Genomic DNA, 22,181 nt, shown 5'->3' with positions numbered 1-22,181 from the left:
TCGTAAAATGGGAAAGTTAGCGATCATCAGTGATTTGCATGTTGACATCAACAAGTTTAGCGAAAATGAATTGCTGATCCTATGGCAAGTATTAAAAGAAAAAGAAATCACGCGCCTTCATTTGGCAGGTGATGTAGCGAACAAAGTAGATCGTTGTTTAGCTGTTGTGGAATATTTTGCAAAAAAAGGCTTGCCGACGACCTTTCATTTTGGCAACCATGAATTAGCTGATGTCAATGGCGAGGAAATGATGAATCATTTTCCAGATGCGCATTTCCTGAATGAACGCTATATTCCTCTTAATGAGAAACTAGTTTTAGTAGGAATGAACGGTTGGTATGATTATCGTTTTTCTGAATTGAAAGAGTTGGATGCCATCGTTCGAATGAAGAAGCTTTACTGGTATGATCGGTTTATTCAGCGAGAAGGAACGGATCTTGAAGTGAATGATCGCTTGCTTCAAGAAACAAAAAATCTGTTGGATATCCTTTCTGCCAAACAGTTAAAGGTGATTTTTTCTACGCATTTTGTTCCTAAAAAAGACTTTATAGTGTATCAGTCAGCTCCCTATGAACGTTGGAATAATCTAAATGCTTTTTTAGGGTCAGAGTCATTGGGTGATTTACTGGATCAGTATGACAATATCACACATGTGGTCTTTGGACATACACATCGCAGGTTTGCCGAGAAAGTCATTGGTGGCGCGACATATAGTTGCCGGCCATTTGGGTATTATTATGAATGGCAACTGACGAGAGACTTCGTTTTGATGAATCACTTGGTTGACAGCTACAATCCAATGAAATTGCGAACGTTATTGCGTGCGCATGATTCGGAGTTCAGCGCGTATCGTACGAAACATTTACATGAAGAATTTGAAAAAGCAATGACTGTTATTTTGTATTGATCCCATACAAAATAACAGTCATTTTTCAGTTGAAGTCAACGAGAAAGAGAATCTTTTTTTTTAGATTTTTGGATATAAGTTAATTTTGATGGCGATACTTTTGCGTATAGTTCTGCGATTGCCGTTTTTTGATAATCTTCTTTTATAAGATTTTGAACTCTTGCTTTTGGAAGGCCATTTAAAGGGATAATAGAGAAATCGCGTTTCATCATATTGTTAAATCCATGATGAATGGTGTACTGTTTTTTTTGGATACTGGTTTTTTTCAGATGATAGATTAGCTTAAGAAGTGGATTTCTTGAATTTTTCCATGTTTTGTTAAGCTTTAAGAGTTTCTTTTTCATTTTTTTCCTTTCTTCATAATAAGAAAAAATACGATCTAATTTTTTATTTTCGTTGTGATCATTGCCCTTTAAGGCATGGAGGAAGCGTCGACGCATCTGAAATGTAGCATTCTCTTTTACATTGTATTTTGGTGTAAGCTTTTCTTTACGCGTATCGATAGTTTGAAAAATATCTGTATGACAATGGTACAAAGCTGTTTTGAAAGCTGCATCGACACCAGCTATAATACAATTTCCTTCGATTTGTCTACTTAGGTTTATTTTTAAGTCTTTTGCTTGAGGCTCATTTGAAAGAGTAGTAAAGGCTTTTAAAATCCCATAATTCGACCATCTATCGTAGCTAATAGTAGGGCTATTTCTGTGAATCTCATCAGAGTTTTTACTATCTAAAAGTAGTTCACTGAACTTTTCTATATTTTTCTCAGGGATCGTGAGATAGCTGCCAGTCCGTTGTTGAAAAAAACGTGCTTTGTCTAATATGGAAAGGACATACTGATCATTGTGTCTATGTATAAGTAATCCAGCCGCGTGTTTCTGTTCTCCTTCTGTCAAAAATTGGATGGGAAGGATCATGAAGGAGGTGCGATCATCAGGCTTTAGGTTTTCCAGTAATTGTTTGATCTCGCCTTGTTTAGCAGATTGATAAAAATCAATGGTATTTTGTAAAGAGGTGGAGATAGCAGATTGCTGTTGTTTGGGTATAAAAAAATTTTGTTGATCTTGTTCAATCATTTTCTGATATGTCGTAAATAGTAATGTATAAAGTATCTTGCCATCCGAACCTGTCGAATGATACGAACCATTTTCTTTCAATGCAAGAAGTAAGGCTAAAAGTTCAGCTTTTCGTTCACTTTCAGTATAGTCAGTTATTGCCATGATAACGCTCCTTCGTTAAGTTTTAGTGATAGATTAAATTTGTTGCTACTGTCTTTACCTTTCTATGGCATGAATTGGAACCTTGATTTCAGTTGCTACTGTTTTTCTTACTTTTTTACTGTATTATTCCATACTCAAAAGAGTAAACAGAATATATTTTTCCAAAAAAAAGAAAACTGGGTGCGAATTTTCGCATCCAGTTTTCTGCTTGACTTTGATTAAGCCATAAAGATGAATTTGTATAAGAAGACTGCAACAATACCGGCACAAATCGGTGCAACAACTGGCACCCAAGCGTAACCCCATTGTGATGAGCCTTTGTGTTTAAGTGGTAATAAAGCATGTACCAGACGTGGAGCAAAGTCACGGGCTGGGTTCAATCCAGGACCAGTAGGACCTCCAAGAGAAGCAACTAATGTCCAAACTAAGAAACCAAGTGCTAAATGAGCTGTACCAAGGTTATCTTGGAAGAATGGTGCTTTAGTGATACCTAGGGCACCAAAGAATAAAACGAATGAACCAAAGAATTCATTGACGAAACCATTGAATTTAGAACCAACACTATTGATAGTAGAGAATGTACCTAAAACATGGTTTACATCATCTGTTTGGTCATAGTATGGTTTGTAGCAAGCTACAACGATCAATTGACCAATTACGGCACCGACTAATTGAGCTGCAATATAAGGTAAAACTTCTGACCAAGGGAATAAGCCGTTTGATGCAAGAGCGATTGTGAATGCTGGGTTGATGTGGTTTCCGCTGATTCCGCCAAAGATCATTGCTGGGATCATAACCCCACAGCCATAACCTACAGCTATCAACATCCAGTCACTTCCGTAACCCTTCGTTCCTTTTAAATCTACGTTAGCTACAGCACCGTTTCCTAGAACGATCAATAAGGCTGTACCAATCATTTCCGCCGCTAGACGCGTCATAAGTGAGTAATCCATATATACCTCCAAAATATTATAAAAATGCAAAAAAAAAGAAACATCAACACAATAGGTGCAGTGTTTCGCCTGTCCTTTTCTTCCGTGGTCGCAATAAGTGCAGATTAAAAATGCGATTTCTATGTATGAAAGAAATCAGACCAACTTCCAAAAATCAACGTTCGAAACTTTCTCGCAAAACACCAACCTTAATTATAAATATACCAAAAAAAAACAAGTATTTTTTTCAAATGTTGTTGCTTAGAAACAGCATGTTTTGAAACTTTCAGAAAAAGTTTGTTAGTAAAATGAAAACAAGACATAAGGAGTGTTTCATATATGAAATTTTTTCAAGAGTTTTTTATCATTACATTTTTTTCTGTATTAGGAGAAGCGACACGAGTTTTTGCGCATCTACCTATTCCCGGAAGTATCCTTGGCATTTTATTCCTATTTTTGGCATTTGAGATGCACTTGGTAAATCCTGAAAGATTAGGAGCAACAGGGGATTTTTTGTTGAATAACTTAACGATCCTTTTTGTACCTGCTGGAGTGGGCTTACTTGATTATTTTGACGATATTGCAACGATCTGGCCTATTTTGCTTGGTGCTGTTGTCGTTTGTTCCGTAGTGACAATGGTCGTAGCAGGAAAAACTGCAGAAGGTGTTGAAGCAATCGTCCAATATGTCACGAAGAAACGAAAAGCAAATGATCCAGAAATAGAGATGGAGGAACAACAAATTGACTGAATTTTTCCGTAATCCTTTGTTTGGTTTAAGTGTCACTTTAGGTGTGTATGTTCTATCCGATAAATTTTTGCGCAAATATAAATTACCAATCATCAATCCATTAGTTTTATCGATCCTCGTAATCATTTTATTTTTACATTTTTCTGGTATCAATTATCAAGACTACAATGTCGGTGGCAGCTTTTTGACGATGCTGATTACACCAGCGACAGTAGCATTAGCCATTCCGTTGTATAAGAACTTTCATTTATTGAAGGAAAATGTTTTTTCAGTCCTGGCAGCCATTATCGCCGGGATCGTTGCCAATTGTTTGGTCAGCGTAGGTATCGGCTATCTCTTTTCATTAAAGAAAGATATGGTTATTTCATTATTGCCAAAATCAGTAACTACAGCAATATCAGTGGATCTTTCTCATAGTATGGGCGGGGTAAATGCAGTCACACTTGCCATCGTTGTTTCAACAGGTATTTTTGGTTCGTTGATTGCCACACATATTTTTCGAATATTCAATATCAAGAGTCCTGTCGCTCGTGGAGTTGCTTTAGGGAGTACTTCCCATGCAATCGGGACAGCTAAAGCAATTGAGCTGGGAAAAATAGAAGGGATCGTTTCTGGTTTAGCAATCTGCGTCAATGGTATTCTAACAGTTTTCATCTTACCTTTATTGTTCCAACCATTTGCTGGCTTGTTTTAATGTCGAAGCAGTTGTTTTATGCTACAATGAAACCAACGTTCTAGCATAAAGGAGTGAGTGAAGTTGTATTTGTCATCTGAATATTTAAAGAGATTCGACAAAGATCTCTACTATAAAATCCTTCTGCTGGAAAGCTTTGAAGATCATGGATGGCATACAGCTGTACAGCTTGCGCAAACAGTTCAATTAGATGCACGCAGTGTCTCGAAATATTTAAGTGAACTATCTAAAAATTATCAGCACTTTAGTGGGAAAGCACAACCTCTGTTTGTAAAGTCCCACCGTGCTGGTTATAATTTTCATGATTCCTTAGATTCGATTGAGCACGAGCGTTTTCTCATCTATCTTGTGCAAAATACGTTGAAATATCAATTGTTGCATGATATTTTTTTTGAAGATTTCCACACGATGTATCAGTTTGCACAAAAACATTACATCAGTGAATCAACGGCTCACCGAAAAATCAATGAATGGAAACAACAATTAAAAGCCTATGGTATCTCTTTGCAACGTGGGGACTATGTGGCCCAGGGAGAAGAAGAAATCATTCGGCTCTATTTACATATGACTTTTTGGCAGTTGTTCCGTGGAAAGATTTGGCCGTTTGCGACGATTTCCCAAACAGATGTGAAAAAAATCGCAGAACAAATCATGGCTTTTTTTAATGTACGGTTGAATGAAATCAAAAAACGAAGGTTGGAATATATGTTGGGAGCCTTCTTTTTGCGTAAGTCTCAGAAACACTATGTGGACTTAAACAAGCGCAAACGGCGGTTGATTACAGATAATCCATTATTTAAACAATTTTGTCAGTGGATGCAACCGGTATTCCCAAACTATTTTCAAAACGAGGATGAGGTAGGCGCGCTTTTTTTAGTGTTGATGACAAGAGAAGAATATTATACGGATGAAGAAATCCGTACCAGTATTTTTACGTTCCACCAAAAATATCAGACCCCGCCTTATACCGCACTTTATGAAGCGAAAGAAGCACTAGAATTCTACCAAACAGAACAAGGACTTCCAACAGAAACTTTATCTAAAGAAGCAGAAAACTATTTATTCAGTAGCCATTTATTTGCGTATCTTTTTCCGGAAGCAAAAGAAACGATTGATGGCAACGACAGTGATTTCATGAACCATCTAGTGATTGAAAACAAGGAATTAAAACATTGGCTCGATTTATTCTTTGAAGTAGAACGTAGAGAAGTCCGACATCCGGCTTTTCAAAATATTTCCTTTTTGATGGGGAGATATCTGACGGTTTTAAAAACAATGGGCGCATTCACTCAACAGTTGCCTCAGATAACGATTTTGCTAATGACAGATTTTCCGTTATTTGAAGAACAACTGATCGAAGAGGGGCTACGTAATTTTTTCCGAAATGACTATCAGTTGCTTTTTTTACCTACAGACTATCGTGGAAGAGATGTCGATTTGTTGCTTTCAACGAGCAAAGTTCACCGTAAGCCATGGGCAGACCTAGAATACTTTATCGTAACAGGCGAATTACAATTGAAAGACTATATTGAACTTTTTGAAAAGATAAGACTGATTCAAGAAAAAAATAATCGCAGGAGATGAAGAAAATGACATTTGAAGAAATATTACCAGAAGTAAAAAAAGGAGCAAAAGTGATTCGTGAAGGCTGGAGTGGTTTTGAGCTTTACGTCGTTCTTGTATCTGGAGATGAATTTGACGGTTGTCCCGTTACTCCTTATTTTTTGATCAAAACTAGCGACGAAGGATTTTCTAGTTTTGCCCCAACTGTTTGCGATATCTTGGCAGATGACTGGGTCATTGTAAAATGAAAAACCACTATACAGATCTAGTTGAAAAAGTTGTTTTTGTGACTGGTGCAGCTTCGGGAATCGGACATGCACAAGCTAAAGCATTTTTAGAGCAAGGCGCCCAAGTTTTTGGACTGGATCAGCAAAATGGTGGGATGGGAGAACTTTCCACGAGTTATCCAGAATCTTTTATGTATTACTTGGGAGATATCACAAAAAAAGAAGTACTTTTAGAAGCAGTAGAAACTTGCCATCGTCACTTCGGTGAAGTAGAGATTTTATTGAATACGGCTGGGATACTTGATGCCTATCACCCGTTGTTAGAAACGGATGAAGCGTTGTGGGATCGGATATTTGCGGTCAATGTAAAAAGCATGTATCGTTTGACTCAATTGCTACTTCCAGAGATGCTTCAACGAACCTCTGGAACAATCATCAATATGGCTTCTATCGCTGGCTACGTGGCTGGTGGAGGCGGTGTTGCCTACACAAGTGCCAAGCACGCGATTATTGGTTTTACCAAACAATTAGCGCTCGACTACGCTTCCCAAGGTATTTGCGTAAAAGGAATCGCACCAGGAGCTATCCAAACGCCAATGAATGCGGCTGATTTTGCAGGAGATGGTGAAATGGCAGAATGGGTGGCAAATGAAACGCCAGTCAAACGCTGGGCCAAACCAGAAGAAGTGGCTGAATTGACGTTGTTTTTAGCAACACCTCAAGCCAGCTATATCCAAGGAGCAATCGTTCCGATCGATGGTGGTTGGCTCTTAAAATAGCTTTTTTGTTGCTATTGTAAAACGAGCTATCGGTTATACGATCACTTATTCTTAAAGTATAGGCAGTATGACCAGAAAAAACTTACACTACGGCACTTCAGTTGGAAGAAAATTCCCATCCTTTGGTCGTAGTTATTACCAAGAATATTATCTTGCAAAGGAGAAAATAAATGGATCATAAAGAAATAACTTCAAAAAATCGTTGGACGACAGCAGAAATTGCGCGAATGGCTTTGGTCACAGGTTTATATGTAGCAGTCACCCTTGTATTGTCTGTAATCAGTTTTGGTGCCATCCAAATACGGTTATCAGAAATGTTCAATTATCTGTCCCTCTATAATAAAAAATATATTTATGCTGTAACACTAGGTGTAGCATTAGCTAACTTGGCTTCGCCACTTGGGTTGGTCGATGTCGTCGTTGGTAGTGTCAGCACACTGATCGTCCTATTGCTCAATTATAGTGTGACGAAACGAGTAAAAAATATGAAACTAAAAATGGTGATTACAGCGCTTATTTTTGCATTCTCCATGTTTACAGTGGCAGGACAGTTAAAATTATTGTATCAAGCACCCTTTTTCTTTAATTGGGGAGTCATTGCTTTAGGCGAATTGGCTTCTATGATTGTGGGGGGCGTCATCATCTACTGGATCAGTAAAAAAATCGATTTGACTAAATAAAGTGTGAATTAAATGGTATAGTTTTGTACATGAATGAACATGATAAGAATAAGTGGTGCACTACTGTCCCGCATCGATTGTCGAACAGTAGTGCACCGCTTATTTTTTTATTGTAATGGGGAAAATAGTTATTTTTTAGGTGAAGCAATAGTCGAGCGAGTAATCAGGTGCAGTCTTTTTCTCAATAAGATCCCTAGATAAGCCGCTGCAGTTCCTTTGATCAGTTCTGGGAGTAGGAAGGGAACGAACCCACTTAAAAATGCCGTTTGGATCGATAACCCGCCACTGATTTTCAACCAAAATGTGCCAAAAATCAAAGCAATCACAGAACCTAAGAGATTTGCAATAAAAGCTTGCGGATAATTTTCGCCCCATTTTTCAATCAGCCAACCAATCAGCAAGGTCTGAAAAATAAACCCAATCAAATATCCACCAGTAGGGCCAAATAGGACACCGATCCCACTAGTCATGCCAGAAAAAACAGGTAAGCCGATCAATCCTAGCAATAAGTAAATAAAGACGGCTACCGTTCCTGTTCGTTTACCAAGAAAGGTGGCAGTCAATCCGATCGCAAATGTTTGGCCTGTTAAAGGAATGATACCTAAGGGGATGGTAAATTGTGAGAGGACAGCGATAATCGCTGCAAATTCAGCCGCAAGTATAAGTTCTTTCAAAGATTTTGTCATAAGCTCTCCTTTTCGTTAACTTTATATTTTTAATAGGTTAACGAAATTGTACGTGATATACATAGAATTGTAAAGAGAAAAATGAAAATATGTTGATCGTAACCAATGAAACAGATTCAGAACTATTTAAACAAAAAAACAAGCCGAATACTCTGGAGAAAAGAACGTCTTCCCAAAATAGCAGTTTTTTAAGCGAACTTTTTGGATTGTACTTCAAAAAACGACTCTCGGATTGTTCGGTTTATTTTTTAAGCTCGGTTTAGGTGATAAGATAGAAATTTCCAAAATATGAAGAATTAATTTTGAAATTTCTGCTTTATTTGCTTAGAGTAAAACGCTTCTTTCACAACCTTTATCTACGGTGTTCAAAGAGCTGACCTTCGGCAATAAGTCAAAAAATCTCAAAACATGGAAAGCTGTTTCGAGATTTCCCTCCTTATCGCTCAGGCCAAAGCACTCTTTTCACAACCTCTTCCACGGTGTTCAAAAGCCAACTCCTTGAAATAAGTCTGAATTTTTTAAAACATGAGAAGCTGTTTCAAAAAATCCATTCTTATTGTCGGCGGAGCTGAACGGGCTTTTTCACAACCTTATCTACGGTGTTCAAAGAGCTGACCTTCGGCAATAAGTCAAAAAATCTCAAAACATGGAAAGCTGTTTCGAGATTTCCCTCCTTATCGCTCAGGCCAAAGCACTCTTTTCACAACCTCTTCCACGGTGTTCAAAAGCCAACTCCTTGAAATAAGTCTGAATTTTTTAAAACATGAGAAGCTGTTTCAAAAAATCCATTCTTATTGTCGGCGGAGCTGAACGGGCTTTTTCACAACCTTATCTACGGTGTTCAAAGAGCTGACCTTCGGCAATAAGTCAAAAAATCTCAAAACATGGAAAGCTGTTTCGAGATTTTCCTCCTTATCGCTCAAGTCAAAGCGCTCTTTTCACAACCTCTAAATAAAAAAGCCCAACTACCGAAGTGGTAGTGGGCTCGTAAACCAAAACTTTTGAAATTATAGGCTTTGGTTGTAGTATTCAACGACAAGTGCTTCGTCGATTTCTGGATATAGTTCGTCACGTTCTGGTAAACGAGTTAATGAACCTTCCAATTTTTCAGCGTCAAAGCTTACAAATGCTGGGCGTCCAACAGTTGCTTCAACAGCTTCTTTAACTGTTACGATATTTTGTGATTTTTCACGAACTGAGATCACTTGACCCACTTCAACGTGGTATGAAGGGATATCAACGCGTTTGCCATCAACAGTGATGTGGCCATGGTTAACTAATTGACGTGCTTGACGACGAGTAGTTGCAAGACCTAAACGATAAACAACATTGTCTAAACGTTGTTCTAGTAAGATCATGAAGTTAACCCCGTGTTTACCTTCTTTGATTTTGCTAGCTTTAACGAACAAGTTACGGAATTGACGTTCGTTCATTCCGTACATATGACGTAGTTTTTGTTTTTCAGTTAATTGCATACCGTATTCTGATTGTTTGCCACGGCTGTTTGGTCCATGTTGACCTGGAGCGTAAGGGCGACGTGCTAATTCTTTTCCTGTGCCTGATAATGAAATACCTAGGCGACGAGAAATTTTCCATGATGGTCCTGTATAACGAGACATTAAAATTTCCTCCAATAAATAAATGTAGTTTTTGGAGTAAAATAATCCGATGAAAAATTCATAATCGTGTAGTCCGTTCTTCAATCTTCACCTTTGCAGCCGCGGTTACACAATTGAACCCGAATCGGGGCAACGAACTAGGGACGTATTATTATTCTTCTGCTGCATTATTTTACACAAATTCCAGTATAAAGGAAATCACTTGGTGATGTCAAGTGAAAAAGCTTCTAAAAACGCTTTACAAACGCTTCCGCACTCTATAAAATAAGGAGGTATATGCCAAAAGCATGAAAATAATTGAACAAATCAAAGGAGAAAAGAGATGAACCCAGTATCACCGTTGTTTGAAAAGATCGATGCCTCGATCGAAAAGAAAGTCGACTTGTTCGACAATAGTTTTGCACGTTACGCACTACGCGCCATATTTGCTTGTTTATTTTTAACATTAGGAACAGCTGTGGCTTTTGCAATCGCAATGAAAGGCGAAGCAATTGCTCACGGACTTGGGAAGATCCTTTATGCATTTATGTTTAGTTGGGGTTTGGTAATGATTTTGTACATGAATGCAGAGTTAGGGACTTCGAATATGCTTTATATGACAGTTGGTGTTTATCGTAAGCGCTTGAATCTATCGAAAGCACTTAAAATTTTATTTACTTGTATTTTGTTTAATCTGATCGGCGGCTTGTTGTTTGGATTTTTGGTTTCTGCTACTTCGCCATTTCAAAGTTTGGCATTGGACAATTATATGTTAGAATCAGTTGCAACGAAACTGACAAAGCCAACGATGACGATTTTGGTGGAAGCAATGTTTGCAAATATCCTAGTCAATACAGCTGTTTTGATCAGTATGCGTATGAAGGATGATGCAGGTAAAGTGTTAACGGTTGTGTTCATTATTTTCATTTTCTCATTTTTAGGTTATGAACACGTGATTGCGAATTTCCCTGCTTTTACATTGGCTTTCTTTGCTTCAGGAGGACAAATGGATGCGATGACGCTAGGCAACATCGTACATAATTTATTGTTTGCCTTACTTGGAAATTATATAGGAGGCGGACTAGTCATGGGGCTAGGGTACGCTTGGTTGAATCAGTCAAAATCAGCTTATGTGGACTGATCCCTTCGAAAGGAGGAGGGAAATTGGAAAAGCTTGTTTTTCCAAAAAATGAAGAGAAAGCTAAACAGATGGAAGACTATATGCGTAATCAGTTTTTATTTGCTGGCGTGCCAAAACCAGAACGAGCAAATCTGCAAAAAAAATTGTTGCTTGATAGTAAATGCCTATCTGTTTCAGAAATTATTGCTTTGGCTGACTATTATTATGGTCAAATCGAAAGAGAGTATCAGTATTTAGTCATCGATTTAGTCCAACGTAATGTTCAACGTTTTACTTTTGATGAGTTGCGGGCATTGATAATGCTTGTAGAAAGAAAAGAATGGTGGGACAGTATTGATCTATGGCGGAAAGTTTACAGTACATGGTGCCTTCACCATCTAGAGCAACTGGAATCAGTTTTTGTTGTTTTTGCGCAACAAGATGATTTTTGGTTGCGGCGTATCGCTATTACGCTACAATTAGGTTTTAAAGAAAAAACGGAGACACAGCTACTTGCAAAAGCAATCGAAGCCGACCGTATGACCAATGAGTTTTTTATCCAAAAAGCAATTGGGTGGGCTTTAAGGGATTATAGTAAAACCGACGCAGATTGGGTAAGAGAACAACTAGCAAAAGACTTGAGTCCTTTGGCAACAAGAGAAGCAAGCAAGTATTTATAAGAAAGAGAGACGACAAAAAATGAAACGCAAACTATTTGCATTTGATATTGACGGAACATTGTTGGACACGAATAAGCAAGCACTAGATAGCACGAGAGAAGCGCTCGATAAATTACGAAAAGCAGGTCATTTAGTGACGATTGCTACGGGACGTAGTCGTTTCCATGCACAGGAAGTGATCCGTGACTTAGATTTTACCAACTATATTTTATGTAATGGAGCTGCAGGTTTTTTAGATCATGAACAAGTCTACAAAAACCTTTTGGATCGTGAACAGTTAGACCGCTTTGTCGAAGAAGCACATAGTGAGAATATCGATACGGCATTTGTTAGTCTAGATAATATCAAGCGCTCTTCTTCGAATCATGTCGGAGTAATGGAAGAGGCAATGCATTCATTTGGCGCCGTTTTGCCTGAGTTGGATCAGTATTTTGTCGAGGAACAAGAGATTTACCAAGCTTTAGCCTTTTTTGATAAAACCTATGATGATCGTTTTGCTGATTATGATAAGATCCGTTTTGTACGTTGGCATGAAAATAGTGTAGATGTTGTTCCTCATGACGGTTCAAAAGCAGCGACGATCGTACATTTAGCCGATCAAGTTGGTATTGCGCAAGAAGATATCATTAGTTTTGGTGACGGACAAAATGACCGAGAAATGTTGCGTATGTCAGGAATCGGAGTAGCAATGGGAAATGCTGCGCCGGAAGTCCAAGCAGAAGCAAAAATAGTCACAGATACAAATGACCAAGATGGTATTTGGAAAGCGTTGAAAGAATTGGCTTTTATTTAATCTATTCCCACTGATTATTCGAATGACGAGTCAAAAGTCGTTTAGGTTTGAGAAATTGAAAAGAAAAGAGGTTGGGACAGAAGTATTTAACTCCAAGAAATAAGAAGAAATGAACGAAAATTGCTTTTCAAATTTTTGTGAATTTCGGCTTATTTAAGAAGGAGTTGCTTCTGCTCCCACCGTTTATTCGTTTTTAGAGAATGAGACAAAAGTGTTTCTTACTTTTGTCCTATGCTCTTTTTTTTGATCTTTCCAAAAAACCTGGCTTTTGTACGCTGCTTATTCGAGAGTCTGTGGCAAAACTAATTTTTAGATTTGTCCCACATTCTTTTCGACAATAAGAAAGGGGACCAAATAGATACTTTTGACTCAGGTTTTAAACAAGAATAAACGGTGACGGAAGAAGAAAATCAGCTTGATATCCCAGAGCAAAATACTTCTGGACCGGTCTCAATCGTAGGGTTATAAGCTGTATTTCTCCAGGTATGCTTGGCAAATTGATCGTTTAATCGAAGCTTTTTTGCGTGTTGCTGTATGTTAACCGTTTTCTCGGTAGTGGATGCTGAATAAATTTACTTTTTCAAATTGATATATGAAGAAAGCTGGTGTATTCTTTTAACTAAATGTTTTAGTGAAGGTGGGAAAAGGGTTTGTCTGTACGTCTACGGGGGTTTATTTATGTAATCAGTGGCTCTATTTTATGGGGAGCATCTGGGAGTGTTGCCCAATACTTTTTTGCAAAAAATGCTGTTAGTACGGAATGTATTGTTGGTCTGCGGTTGTTAGGTGCTGGTTTTTTATTGTCTTTATGGGCTTTTTTTACGCAACGAAAACAGTTGACTCAACTGTTCAGTCGGCCGAAGGATATAGGTCATGTGTTGTTGTTTGGTTTTGCTGGTGTTGTGCCATCGCAATTTACTTATTTTATGGCGATCCGCTTGGGTAATGCCCCGACCGCCACTATTCTGCAGTTTTTAAACCCGGTTTTTATTCTGCTTTATTATTCGATCCGTCAGAGAACAGCTCCGCGACGAATTGATCTCTTATCGATTGTTTTAGCGATTGCAGGGACCTTTCTATTGGTGACACATGGTAGTTTGAATCAACTCGTTTTATCCCCTTGGGCGGTTTTTTGGGGGATCATGGCTGGGATTGCGGCAACTTTATACACCTTATTACCGAGAACCCTTTTGCGGACGTATGATGCTACCTTAGTAACTGGCTTGGCAATGTTAGCGGCTGGAATTGCTCTATTGCCGTTTATTTTACGGGAGTGGCCGCTGCATTTATCAAGATCGAGTATTCTTTCTTTGGCCTTTATTATTATTTTTGGTACGTTGTTTTCTTATTTATTTTATCTCAAAAGTTTGCAGTTTATCGATCCCACTACGACAAGTTTGTTGAGTTCGTTTGAACCGTTAACGGCCACTTTTTTATCTGTTTTATTCTTGAACACGTTATTTGATTGGTCTTCTTTGGTGGGAATGGGGTTGATTTTATCTACTACGATTTTACAAGCTTTAGCAAGCAAGTTGCCTTTTAGACGTTACCATGATAAAAGGATAGGAGTTGTGGGAAAGCCGAAATGAGATCTTTTAGGGCTTTTGCAGCACTTTAATGAAGAAAATGACAACCAAAAATGGTATGAGAAGGCCGATGACTGGTTGTTGGATTTTTTGAACGATAAAAAATAGTGATGCTAAGAAGACTATGACTTTAGTCTTCTTAGCATTTTTTACTTTGTTTTCAGAAGGTAAAAGTAGCATAGAAAATTCAATTATGGCAACACACGATCATATGATTTTTACTAGGAGTGAAGGATCATTGAATGGAGAGAACTAAAAGAATGGGGGTCATGTTCTAAATACAAATAAACTGCGGGAGCATAAGCAATTCCTACATAAACAAACCAAAAGCACTTGGAGTGAAACACTTCTGTTTCAGCCTCTTTTCTTTCTTCTATAAAACAACTATAATATAAAGTGACGTTAAAAGAGAAGAGGAAAAAGTGTGCGGGTTTTATTTATTGGTGATGTAGTAGGTTCAATGGGGCGAGAAATGATTACAGAGTATCTTCCTCGATTAAAGAAAAAATTTCGACCACAGGTGACGATTGTCAACGGGGAAAATGCGGCTGCTGGAAGAGGGATCACAGAAAAAATCTATAAGAAGTTCTTACAAGATGGTGTAGATGTGGTCACTATGGGGAATCATACATGGGACAATAGAGATATTTTTGAGTTTATTGACCAAGCAAAAAAAATGGTACGTCCAGCTAATTTCCCAGAAGGAACACCAGGACAAGGGATAGTATTTGTCAAAGTCAACCAGCTTGAATTAGCAGTTATCAATATGCAAGCTCGTTCTTTTATGGTGGATCTAGATGACCCTTTCCGTAAAATGAACGAATTGATCGAAGAAGCAAGAAAAAGAACGCCAATTATTTTTGTTGATTTTCATGGGGAAACAACTAGTGAAAAACAAGCAATGGGTTGGTTCCTAGATGGAAAAGTTTCCGCAGTCGTTGGAACACATACCCATGTGCAAACGAACGATGCGCGTATCTTGCCTCAGGGGACAGCTTATTTAACTGATGTTGGTATGACTGGTCCGTATGATGGAATCTTAGGAATGCGACGTGAACCTGTTATCGAGAAATTCCTAACTGCCCTACCTAAACGTTTTGAAGTGGTAGAAAACGGCAGAGGGCTTTTGAGCGGTTGTTTGTTAGAGATCGATGATGTGACTGGAAAAGCCAAAACGATCGAATTGATCCAAATCAATGAAGATCGGCCATTTTTAGAATAGAGAGTGAGCGAATATTGCCAAAAGAAGCGAACATTCAAAAAGAAGCAGACAAGCTTATGGAACAATTAAGTCTGAATGAAGTAATCATCCGCTACAAAGAACTAGAAATGAAAGTACAACAGAATCACTATCTAACGCAACTTACAGAAGAAATCCAAAAAGCACAAAAAGAAGCAGTGAACTTTGCACATTATGGCAAGAAAGAAGCGGAAAAAGAAGCGATTGCACGAGCGAATGAGCTGACTAAAACAATGGATCAGCATCCGCTTGTCTTGGCTTACCGTCACCAACTGGTTGAAGCAAACGACCTTTTACAACATTTGACGAAGATGATCCAAGAGGAAATCAATGAATGGATAGAGGAGGAAGAGCATGCCTCAAAAAACTAAGAATACTCCGATGATGGAACAATATTTAAGCATCAAGGCTCAATACCAAGATGCTTTTTTGTTCTATCGTTTAGGTGACTTTTATGAATTATTTTATGAAGATGCTATCAAAGCATCACAAATTTTAGAATTGACGTTAACGAGTCGTAACCGAAATGCAGATGATCCGATTCCGATGTGTGGCGTGCCACACCATGCAGCCCAAGGGTATATCGATATTCTGATCGAAAAAGGCTATAAAGTGGCTATTTGTGAACAAGTCGAAGATCCCAAGACAACTAAAGGAATGGTCAAACGTGAAGTGATCCAATTGGTCACTCCAGGAACAGTCATGGACAGTAAAGGTCTTTCGGCTAAAGACAATAATTTCTTGACAGCTGTAGTGAATGATGGAACTGATTTTGGTTTTGCCTATGTTGATTTGAGTACGGGAGAATTAAAAACAGCCCATTTACATGATGAGGAAGCTGTTTTAAATGAAACTTCTGCTTTGCAGACCAAAGAACTTGTTCTGGGAAATGAAATCAGCGAAACACTTTCTGAACAATTGAAGAATCGTCTAGGTTTAGTTTTTTCAAAACAAGAAACAAGTGAAGAAAATGCGGAATTTAGTTTTTTGACAAGTGAATTGAATGACCCGCTTGAAAAAGAAGTGACTGGCAAATTATTGACTTATTTAGCAGTTACACAAAAAAGAAGTCTCTCGCACATCCAAAAAGCGGTAGAATATCAACCCGATCATTATTTAAAGATGGACTACTATTCAAAATTCAACTTGGAACTAAGTCAGTCTATTCGGACAGGCAAGAAACATGGGACACTCTTATGGTTGCTGGATGAGACAAAAACAGCTATGGGTGGTCGTCTGTTGAAACAATGGCTAGATCGTCCTTTGATCCAGTTGAAGCAAATCAACGCACGTCAGGACATGGTAGATTCACTTTTAAATAGTTATTTTGAAAGATTGGATCTTCAAAGTGCCTTGACGAAAGTCTATGATTTAGAACGCCTAGCAGGAAGAGTGGCTTTCGGGAATGTCAATGGGCGTGACTTGATCCAATTGAAAACTTCATTAGAACAAGTACCGTTACTTCGTCAGTTGATTGAAGGCATCAATGAAGGACAGTGGACAGAACTATTAAAAGAAATGCAACCGATGGACCAATTAGTACGCCTGATCGATCAAGCGATCCAAGATGAACCTCCTTTACAGATCACTGAAGGAAATGTCATTAAAGATGGATTCAATGAACAATTGGATGCCTATCGTTCAGCAATGAAAAACGGTAAGCAATGGCTAGCAGAGTTAGAAGCAAGAGAACGACAAAATACAGGGATCAAAAACTTAAAAGTTGGTTTCAACCGCGTTTTTGGGTATTATATTGAAATCACGAAAGCCAATCTTGCGAACACTGAACTAGAAAAGTATGAAAGAAAGCAAACACTAGCGAATGCAGAGCGCTTCATAACCCCTGAATTGAAAGAATTAGAAACACAGATTCTTGAAGCAGAAGAAAAATCAGTAGATTTAGAATATCAGTTGTTTTTGGCAGTAAGAGAAGAAGTGAAAAAAGCCATCCAACCATTACAAACACTTGCCAAGGCTATTAGTACAGCAGATGTTTTGCAAAGCTTCGCTACTATCAGTGAACGCTATCAATATGTGCGCCCTGAAATGGTTACAAACCGTCATGAACTAGTGATTCAAGAAGGACGCCATCCAGTAGTCGAAAAAGTTTTAGGACATCAAGAGTACATCCCGAATAGTGTGAAGATGGCAGAAGATGAAATGATCTTGTTGATAACAGGACCAAATATGTCAGGTAAAAGTACGTATATGCGGCAGTTGGCATTGACTGTTCTAATGGCACAAATGGGTTGTTTCGTACCCGCGCAAAAAGCCATCCTACCAGTATTCGATCGGATCTTTACTCGTATCGGGGCAAGTGATGATCTTATTGCTGGCCAAAGTACATTTATGGTTGAAATGATGGAAGCGAACCAAGCATTGCTCCATGCTACACCGAATAGCTTGATTCTATTTGATGAGTTAGGTCGAGGAACGGCAACGTATGATGGCATGGCATTAGCCCAAGCAATCATTGAGTATATCCACAAAAACGTACAGGCAAAGACATTATTCTCTACACACTACCATGAATTGACTGTTTTAGACCAAGAATTACCTCAGTTGAAGAATGTCCACGTGGGTGCGGTGGAAAAAGAAGGGGAAGTGGTCTTCCTTCATAAAATGATGGACGGACCCGCAGACAAAAGTTATGGGATCCACGTAGCAAAAATTGCTGGATTACCTCCTAAATTATTAGAGCGGGCAGCTAAAATTTTAGAAACGCTAGAAGCGGGCGATACTATCCATCATTCAGTTGCTGTCGAAGTTGAAGCGGCATCAAGCAAAGAAATCTCGTATCCAGAAGCTGACACGCTACAAGAAGAGTCAGCAGAAACACAACAACTTTCACTGTTCAGTGAATTAAGTGAATCAGAAACAGCTGTCATCACCGCTTTAAAACAAATGAACCTTCTAGAAATGACGCCGATGGATGCATTGAATCAATTATACGAACTAAAAAAACAACTATAGGAAGAAGGCGTTGAGATGGCAAAAATTCAGGAACTATCGGAACGATTAGCCAATCAGATCGCAGCTGGTGAAGTTGTCGAACGGCCAGCATCCGTGGTAAAAGAACTCGTTGAAAATGCCATTGATGCCGGAAGTACGCAAATTGATATTTTAGTTGAAGAAGCAGGCTTGAAAAAAATCCAAGTCATTGATAATGGCGAAGGTATCTTGACTGAAGATGTGGAAAATGCGTTCAAACGCCACGCTACAAGTAAGATCCATAGTCGTGATGATCTTTTCCGCATCCGTACATTAGGGTTTCGCGGAGAGGCGCTTCCTAGTATTGCTTCCGTATCGTTGCTCACGATTGAGACAGCAAACCAAGATGAAACACAAGGAACCTACTTAGAATTGAAGGGTGGAGAAGTAATAGAGCATCGCCCGGCGCCACTAAGACAAGGAACAAAAATCACCGTTGACAATCTGTTCTTCAATACACCTGCACGGTTAAAATATGTAAAAACATTGCATACGGAGTTAGCCAATATTGGCGATATCGTCAATCGCTTAGCTTTGAGCCATCCCACGATTGCATTTCGTTTAGTCCACGATGGCAATAAAATGTTGGCAACAGCAGGAAATGGAGATCTAAAACAAACGATTGCGGGGATCTATGGATTAGCTACAGCAAAAAAAATGTTGAAAATCGAAGCGAACGATTTAGACTTTGAAGTCTTTGGGTATGTTTCCTTGCCAGAAGTTACTCGTGCAAGCCGAAATTATTTATCGACGATCATCAATGGCCGCTTCATCAAGAATTTCTCGTTAAACAAAGCAATCGTGGCAGGTTACGGCTCGAAACTAATGGTTGGTCGTTTTCCAATTGCTGTTTTAGAAATCAAAATGGACCCGTTATTAGTCGATGTCAATGTCCATCCTACAAAACAAGAAGTCCGTTTATCCAAAGAACAAGAACTGACAGATTTGATTGCTCAGGCGATCCAAACAGCACTATCACAAGAAAACTTGATTCCTAGTGCTGCAGACAATTTAAGATTTAAGAAAAAAGTACCGGATCAACCAAAAGCTGAACAAATCGAGATTGATTTATCTTATGCGTTTGAAGAGCAGAAACCAAAAACCCCGCAAAGTTTGGGTTACGATCAAACGACAGGCGCATTCTATGTTTCTGAGGAAAAGAGTCCAGTTGTGAACGATTCTGTTGATAACTCTGTGGAAAGTGTTGAAAACAATGAGGAATTTTCTGAAGAAACAGGGGATTATCCAGAAAAACAGGGAAAAACGGTGGATAAACCTGGTGATACTGTGGATAACTTTGTAGAAAAATCAGTGGATAAGTCTGCAGATGAGTTATCCACTGTGGGCAACTTTTTAGAACAAGAAGTTCCTAGTCAAGATGTAGCGGAAACTGTGTACGAGGAAGAATTAGCTTTACATCCAGAATTTGAGCTAGGGAAAAAAGATCGTGGATTGGAGCAAGCAATCCAAAAACTCGAGACTGAAAAGGCAACACAACGTTTTCCTCAGTTGGAATATTTTGGACAAATGCATGGAACATATCTCTTTGCTCAAAGCAAAGAAGGACTCTATATCATTGACCAACATGCCGCTCAGGAACGGATCAAATATGAATATTTCCGAGAAAAAATCGGGGAAGTCACAGATGATCTTCAAGAACTGCTTGTTCCTTTTGTTTTAGATTACCCGAATAGCGACGCATTGAAATTAAAAGAGCAGAAACCTGTACTTGAAGAAGTCGGGATTTATTTAGAGGAATTTGGCCAAAATAGTTTTATTGTTCGTGCACACCCAACTTGGTATCCAAACGGGGAGGAAGAAGCGATCATTCGAGAAATGATCGATATGTTATTGTCCACTGGAACGGTTAGTGTGAAGAAATTTCGTGAGGCGACAGCAATCATGATGAGTTGTAAACGATCGATCAAAGCGAACCATTATCTGAATGAAGCACAGGCTAGGGTACTATTGAACGATCTTGCCCAATGTGAAAATCCGTTTAATTGTCCACATGGAAGACCAGTACTGATCCACTTCACTAATTCAGATATGGAAAGAATGTTCAAAAGGATCCAATATCCACATTAAGGCGAAGAGGAGAAACAGATGAAAGTTGTTTTGGCTTCACAGTCACCAAGAAGAAAAGAATTACTGGGACGATTGATTTCCACATTTGAGGTTCAACCTGCTGATATCGATGAAACGCCATTTGAAGGGGAAAACCCTAAACAATATGTACAACGAATGGCTCTTGAAAAAGCGAAGGTTGTTAAAAGTAAACAACTACCAGATACATTGGTCATTGCAAGCGACACGACGGTGGTGCTTGAAGACGAGATCATGGGTAAGCCTGAGAATGAGGAAGAAGCGCAAGAGATGCTTCGAAAACTAAGTGGCACCACCCATGATGTCTATACAGCAGTCGTTCTAACAAATCATCAAAAAGAAGAAAAAATCTTAGCACATGCGGCAGTTACTTTTTACGATCTAACAGATGCAGAGATCGCTGCTTACTTAGCAACTGGTGATTATGCTGATAAAGCAGGCGCATATGGTATCCAAAGCCTGGCTGGTGCATTTGTCAAAGCAATTGATGGCGACTATTACAGTATTGTGGGATTTCCCATTGGTGCCGTCAATCAAGCGCTGAAAAAATTTAACTGAAACTAAAAAAGACTCATTGTCAAAGGATAGTGGTAATGAGAAATTTTGGAATAAATTAGACGAGATCGAGACAAAAGTCGTTTAGGTTTGATAAATTGGAGAGAAAAACGAACAATACGCTTTTTGTATTGCTCGTTTTTTTTTGAAATTTCCAAAAAACCTGATTTTTAGATTTCTTCCATATTCGTTTATTTCTTCTTATTTCTCGGAGCTAAATACTTCTGTCCCAGCCTCCACTATATCAAAAAATAGGAGATACCTTCTGTAAAAAGGGCTATAGAAAATGTATAACAAACAGTATTGAAATGCATGGTGCTGTATTAGGGATTTTGACAGAAATAGCAATATCTAAAGCCGATGATTTGGAGAAAAAATTTAACAGTACGCCCTGTACGTGCTATAATGTTTATGTCAGGAGGTAGTGCGCATGCCCATGACAATTAGAGAGGCAAAAAAATTACTCAAAGAAGCTGGCTTTGTCGAAGTGAAAGGTGGGAAGGGTTCTCACAGGAAATTTATTAAAGAGAATTTTCCGCGCCCGGTCATTCTTACCTGTCATTCAAAAGAGTTATCACAACGAGTAGAAAATACTGTCCGAAAGGCAGTGGGCTTATAAGCTCACTGTGTCTATCAGAAAGAGGGGGAGATCTTATGAAAAAAGTATATCCAGCTATTTTTGAAAAAGATCCCGTGGGGTATGGTATTTATTTTCCAGATGTGGAGGGTGCAGTGACTCAAGCTGAAACTATTTTAGAAGGGCTGGAAGTCGCTTCGGATGCTCTTGGCATAATGCTTGGTGATTTGGTAGAGCGTAATCTTCCTTTACCTGAGCCAAGTACTATGAAGGAAATTTCCTATGATCCTGAGACGGAGTTTGCGACATTAGTGTCAGTGGAGTTAGATGACTACTTAAAAGATGTAAAACTTGATAAAAAGACGATAAAGATTCCACATTGGCTAAATGTTAGAGCGACAAATGAAGGCATTAATTTTTCGAAAACGATGACTGAAGCGTTAGCTAAAAAACTGAATATATGATATCTAAGGACTCATTATCAAAGGATAGTGGTA

At 38.6% G+C, this 22,181-nt stretch carries 22 protein-coding genes; 18 read left to right on the top strand and 4 right to left on the bottom strand.

Features of this window, described 5'->3' with window-relative positions; genetic code table 11:
* The first annotated feature begins 7 nt into the window (after window positions 1–7).
* Window positions 8–907: a metallophosphoesterase gene (locus FGQ66_RS01255; protein ID WP_138301444.1), complete on the top strand. Its 900-nt coding sequence runs from the start codon at window positions 8–10 to the stop codon at window positions 905–907.
* Between the two features lie 35 nt (window positions 908–942).
* On the opposite strand, the gene FGQ66_RS01245 is transcribed toward FGQ66_RS01255, so the two are convergent.
* Window positions 943–2,127: a hypothetical protein gene (locus FGQ66_RS01245; RefSeq protein WP_230315183.1), complete on the bottom strand. Its 1,185-nt coding sequence runs from the start codon at window positions 2,125–2,127 to the stop codon at window positions 943–945.
* Window positions 2,128–2,345: 218 nt separating this feature from the next.
* A complete protein-coding gene (locus FGQ66_RS01240) occupies window positions 2,346–3,080 on the bottom strand; it encodes an MIP/aquaporin family protein (protein ID WP_005880675.1) in 735 nt (244 codons plus the stop codon).
* Window positions 3,081–3,398: 318 nt separating this feature from the next.
* On the opposite strand from FGQ66_RS01240, the gene FGQ66_RS01235 reads away from it, so the two are divergent.
* From FGQ66_RS01235 to FGQ66_RS01210, 6 genes are all read left to right on the top strand, one after another.
* Window positions 3,399–3,809: a CidA/LrgA family protein gene (locus FGQ66_RS01235; RefSeq protein ID WP_138301442.1), complete on the top strand. Its 411-nt coding sequence runs from the start codon at window positions 3,399–3,401 to the stop codon at window positions 3,807–3,809.
* Entirely contained in the window at window positions 3,802–4,503 is a 702-nt protein-coding gene (locus FGQ66_RS01230; RefSeq protein ID WP_138301441.1) for an LrgB family protein, read from the top strand. The genes FGQ66_RS01235 and FGQ66_RS01230 overlap by 8 nt, the downstream gene beginning before the upstream one ends.
* Before the next feature lie 63 nt (window positions 4,504–4,566).
* Window positions 4,567–6,087: an AcpB/EbpR/MafR family transcriptional regulator gene (locus FGQ66_RS01225; protein WP_081133740.1), complete on the top strand. Its 1,521-nt coding sequence runs from the start codon at window positions 4,567–4,569 to the stop codon at window positions 6,085–6,087.
* A 5-nt stretch (window positions 6,088–6,092) separates the two neighbouring features.
* Window positions 6,093–6,314: a DUF2829 domain-containing protein gene (locus FGQ66_RS01220; RefSeq protein WP_005880667.1), complete on the top strand. Its 222-nt coding sequence runs from the start codon at window positions 6,093–6,095 to the stop codon at window positions 6,312–6,314.
* Window positions 6,311–7,072 carry a 3-oxoacyl-ACP reductase gene (locus FGQ66_RS01215; protein ID WP_081133741.1) on the top strand — a complete coding sequence of 254 codons (762 nt, stop codon included), beginning with the start codon at window positions 6,311–6,313 and terminating at the stop codon, window positions 7,070–7,072. The genes FGQ66_RS01220 and FGQ66_RS01215 overlap by 4 nt, the downstream gene beginning before the upstream one ends.
* A gap of 170 nt (window positions 7,073–7,242) precedes the next feature.
* On the top strand, window positions 7,243–7,752 hold the full coding sequence (locus FGQ66_RS01210; RefSeq protein ID WP_138301440.1) for a QueT transporter family protein: 510 nt from the start codon (window positions 7,243–7,245) through the stop codon (window positions 7,750–7,752).
* A 128-nt stretch (window positions 7,753–7,880) separates the two neighbouring features.
* On the opposite strand, the gene FGQ66_RS01205 is transcribed toward FGQ66_RS01210, so the two are convergent.
* Together FGQ66_RS01205 and rpsD are read right to left on the bottom strand one after the other, a co-directional pair.
* Window positions 7,881–8,438 carry a biotin transporter BioY gene (locus tag FGQ66_RS01205; protein ID WP_113845132.1) on the bottom strand — a complete coding sequence of 186 codons (558 nt, stop codon included), beginning with the start codon at window positions 8,436–8,438 and terminating at the stop codon, window positions 7,881–7,883.
* A gap of 1,007 nt (window positions 8,439–9,445) precedes the next feature.
* Entirely contained in the window at window positions 9,446–10,057 is a 612-nt protein-coding gene (gene rpsD / locus FGQ66_RS01200; RefSeq protein ID WP_005880660.1) for a 30S ribosomal protein S4, read from the bottom strand.
* Between the two features lie 322 nt (window positions 10,058–10,379).
* Between rpsD and FGQ66_RS01195 the strand changes: the two genes are divergently transcribed.
* The 11 genes from FGQ66_RS01195 to FGQ66_RS01145 all read left to right on the top strand — a co-directional run bounded on the left by FGQ66_RS01195 (window position 10,380) and on the right by FGQ66_RS01145 (window position 22,148).
* Entirely contained in the window at window positions 10,380–11,177 is a 798-nt protein-coding gene (locus FGQ66_RS01195; protein WP_005880658.1) for a formate/nitrite transporter family protein, read from the top strand.
* Window positions 11,178–11,200: 23 nt separating this feature from the next.
* Window positions 11,201–11,836 (top strand): DNA alkylation repair protein, encoded by a 636-nt coding sequence (locus FGQ66_RS01190; protein ID WP_138301438.1) that lies wholly within the window; start codon window positions 11,201–11,203, stop codon window positions 11,834–11,836.
* Window positions 11,837–11,855: 19 nt separating this feature from the next.
* Window positions 11,856–12,629, top strand: a complete 774-nt coding sequence (locus FGQ66_RS01185; RefSeq protein ID WP_113845135.1) for an HAD family hydrolase — start codon at window positions 11,856–11,858, stop codon at window positions 12,627–12,629.
* Window positions 12,630–13,279: 650 nt separating this feature from the next.
* Window positions 13,280–14,218, top strand: a complete 939-nt coding sequence (locus tag FGQ66_RS01180) for a DMT family transporter (protein WP_113845136.1) — start codon at window positions 13,280–13,282, stop codon at window positions 14,216–14,218.
* Window positions 14,219–14,639: 421 nt separating this feature from the next.
* Window positions 14,640–15,437 carry a TIGR00282 family metallophosphoesterase gene (locus FGQ66_RS01175; RefSeq protein WP_005875264.1) on the top strand — a complete coding sequence of 266 codons (798 nt, stop codon included), beginning with the start codon at window positions 14,640–14,642 and terminating at the stop codon, window positions 15,435–15,437.
* A 14-nt stretch (window positions 15,438–15,451) separates the two neighbouring features.
* Window positions 15,452–15,826, top strand: a complete 375-nt coding sequence (locus tag FGQ66_RS01170) for a YlbF family regulator (RefSeq protein ID WP_113845137.1) — start codon at window positions 15,452–15,454, stop codon at window positions 15,824–15,826.
* On the top strand, window positions 15,810–18,428 hold the full coding sequence (mutS, locus tag FGQ66_RS01165) for a DNA mismatch repair protein MutS (RefSeq protein WP_138301437.1): 2,619 nt from the start codon (window positions 15,810–15,812) through the stop codon (window positions 18,426–18,428). Before FGQ66_RS01170 ends, mutS begins: the two co-directional genes overlap by 17 nt.
* A gap of 15 nt (window positions 18,429–18,443) precedes the next feature.
* Entirely contained in the window at window positions 18,444–20,534 is a 2,091-nt protein-coding gene (mutL, locus tag FGQ66_RS01160; RefSeq protein WP_138301436.1) for a DNA mismatch repair endonuclease MutL, read from the top strand.
* A gap of 18 nt (window positions 20,535–20,552) precedes the next feature.
* Entirely contained in the window at window positions 20,553–21,110 is a 558-nt protein-coding gene (locus tag FGQ66_RS01155; RefSeq protein WP_138301434.1) for a Maf family protein, read from the top strand.
* Window positions 21,111–21,537: 427 nt separating this feature from the next.
* Window positions 21,538–21,726 (top strand): type II toxin-antitoxin system HicA family toxin, encoded by a 189-nt coding sequence (locus tag FGQ66_RS01150; RefSeq protein WP_171024540.1) that lies wholly within the window; start codon window positions 21,538–21,540, stop codon window positions 21,724–21,726.
* A gap of 35 nt (window positions 21,727–21,761) precedes the next feature.
* Window positions 21,762–22,148 carry a type II toxin-antitoxin system HicB family antitoxin gene (locus tag FGQ66_RS01145; protein ID WP_081133751.1) on the top strand — a complete coding sequence of 129 codons (387 nt, stop codon included), beginning with the start codon at window positions 21,762–21,764 and terminating at the stop codon, window positions 22,146–22,148.
* Window positions 22,149–22,181 lie beyond the last annotated feature (33 nt).

The organism is Enterococcus sp. BSD2780061688st2 D3 (genome assembly GCF_005844145.1).
GTDB classification, from domain to species: Bacteria; Bacillota; Bacilli; order Lactobacillales; family Enterococcaceae; genus Enterococcus_B; species Enterococcus_B durans.
This window is presented reverse-complemented; position numbering and strand designations above follow the sequence as displayed.

Coding starts and splice junctions, on each gene's coding strand:
- FGQ66_RS01255 (WP_138301444.1), top strand. CDS start 8: ATGGGAAAGTTAGCGATCATCAGTGATTTGCATGTTGACATCAACAAG.
- FGQ66_RS01245 (WP_230315183.1), bottom strand. CDS start 2,127: ATGGCAATAACTGACTATACTGAAAGTGAACGAAAAGCTGAACTTTTA.
- FGQ66_RS01240 (WP_005880675.1), bottom strand. CDS start 3,080: ATGGATTACTCACTTATGACGCGTCTAGCGGCGGAAATGATTGGTACA.
- FGQ66_RS01235 (WP_138301442.1), top strand. CDS start 3,399: ATGAAATTTTTTCAAGAGTTTTTTATCATTACATTTTTTTCTGTATTA.
- FGQ66_RS01220 (WP_005880667.1), top strand. CDS start 6,093: ATGACATTTGAAGAAATATTACCAGAAGTAAAAAAAGGAGCAAAAGTG.
- FGQ66_RS01215 (WP_081133741.1), top strand. CDS start 6,311: ATGAAAAACCACTATACAGATCTAGTTGAAAAAGTTGTTTTTGTGACT.
- FGQ66_RS01210 (WP_138301440.1), top strand. CDS start 7,243: ATGGATCATAAAGAAATAACTTCAAAAAATCGTTGGACGACAGCAGAA.
- FGQ66_RS01205 (WP_113845132.1), bottom strand. CDS start 8,438: ATGACAAAATCTTTGAAAGAACTTATACTTGCGGCTGAATTTGCAGCG.
- rpsD (WP_005880660.1), bottom strand. CDS start 10,057: ATGTCTCGTTATACAGGACCATCATGGAAAATTTCTCGTCGCCTAGGT.
- FGQ66_RS01195 (WP_005880658.1), top strand. CDS start 10,380: ATGAACCCAGTATCACCGTTGTTTGAAAAGATCGATGCCTCGATCGAA.
- FGQ66_RS01185 (WP_113845135.1), top strand. CDS start 11,856: ATGAAACGCAAACTATTTGCATTTGATATTGACGGAACATTGTTGGAC.
- mutS (WP_138301437.1), top strand. CDS start 15,810: ATGCCTCAAAAAACTAAGAATACTCCGATGATGGAACAATATTTAAGC.
- mutL (WP_138301436.1), top strand. CDS start 18,444: ATGGCAAAAATTCAGGAACTATCGGAACGATTAGCCAATCAGATCGCA.
- FGQ66_RS01155 (WP_138301434.1), top strand. CDS start 20,553: ATGAAAGTTGTTTTGGCTTCACAGTCACCAAGAAGAAAAGAATTACTG.
- FGQ66_RS01150 (WP_171024540.1), top strand. CDS start 21,538: ATGCCCATGACAATTAGAGAGGCAAAAAAATTACTCAAAGAAGCTGGC.
- FGQ66_RS01145 (WP_081133751.1), top strand. CDS start 21,762: ATGAAAAAAGTATATCCAGCTATTTTTGAAAAAGATCCCGTGGGGTAT.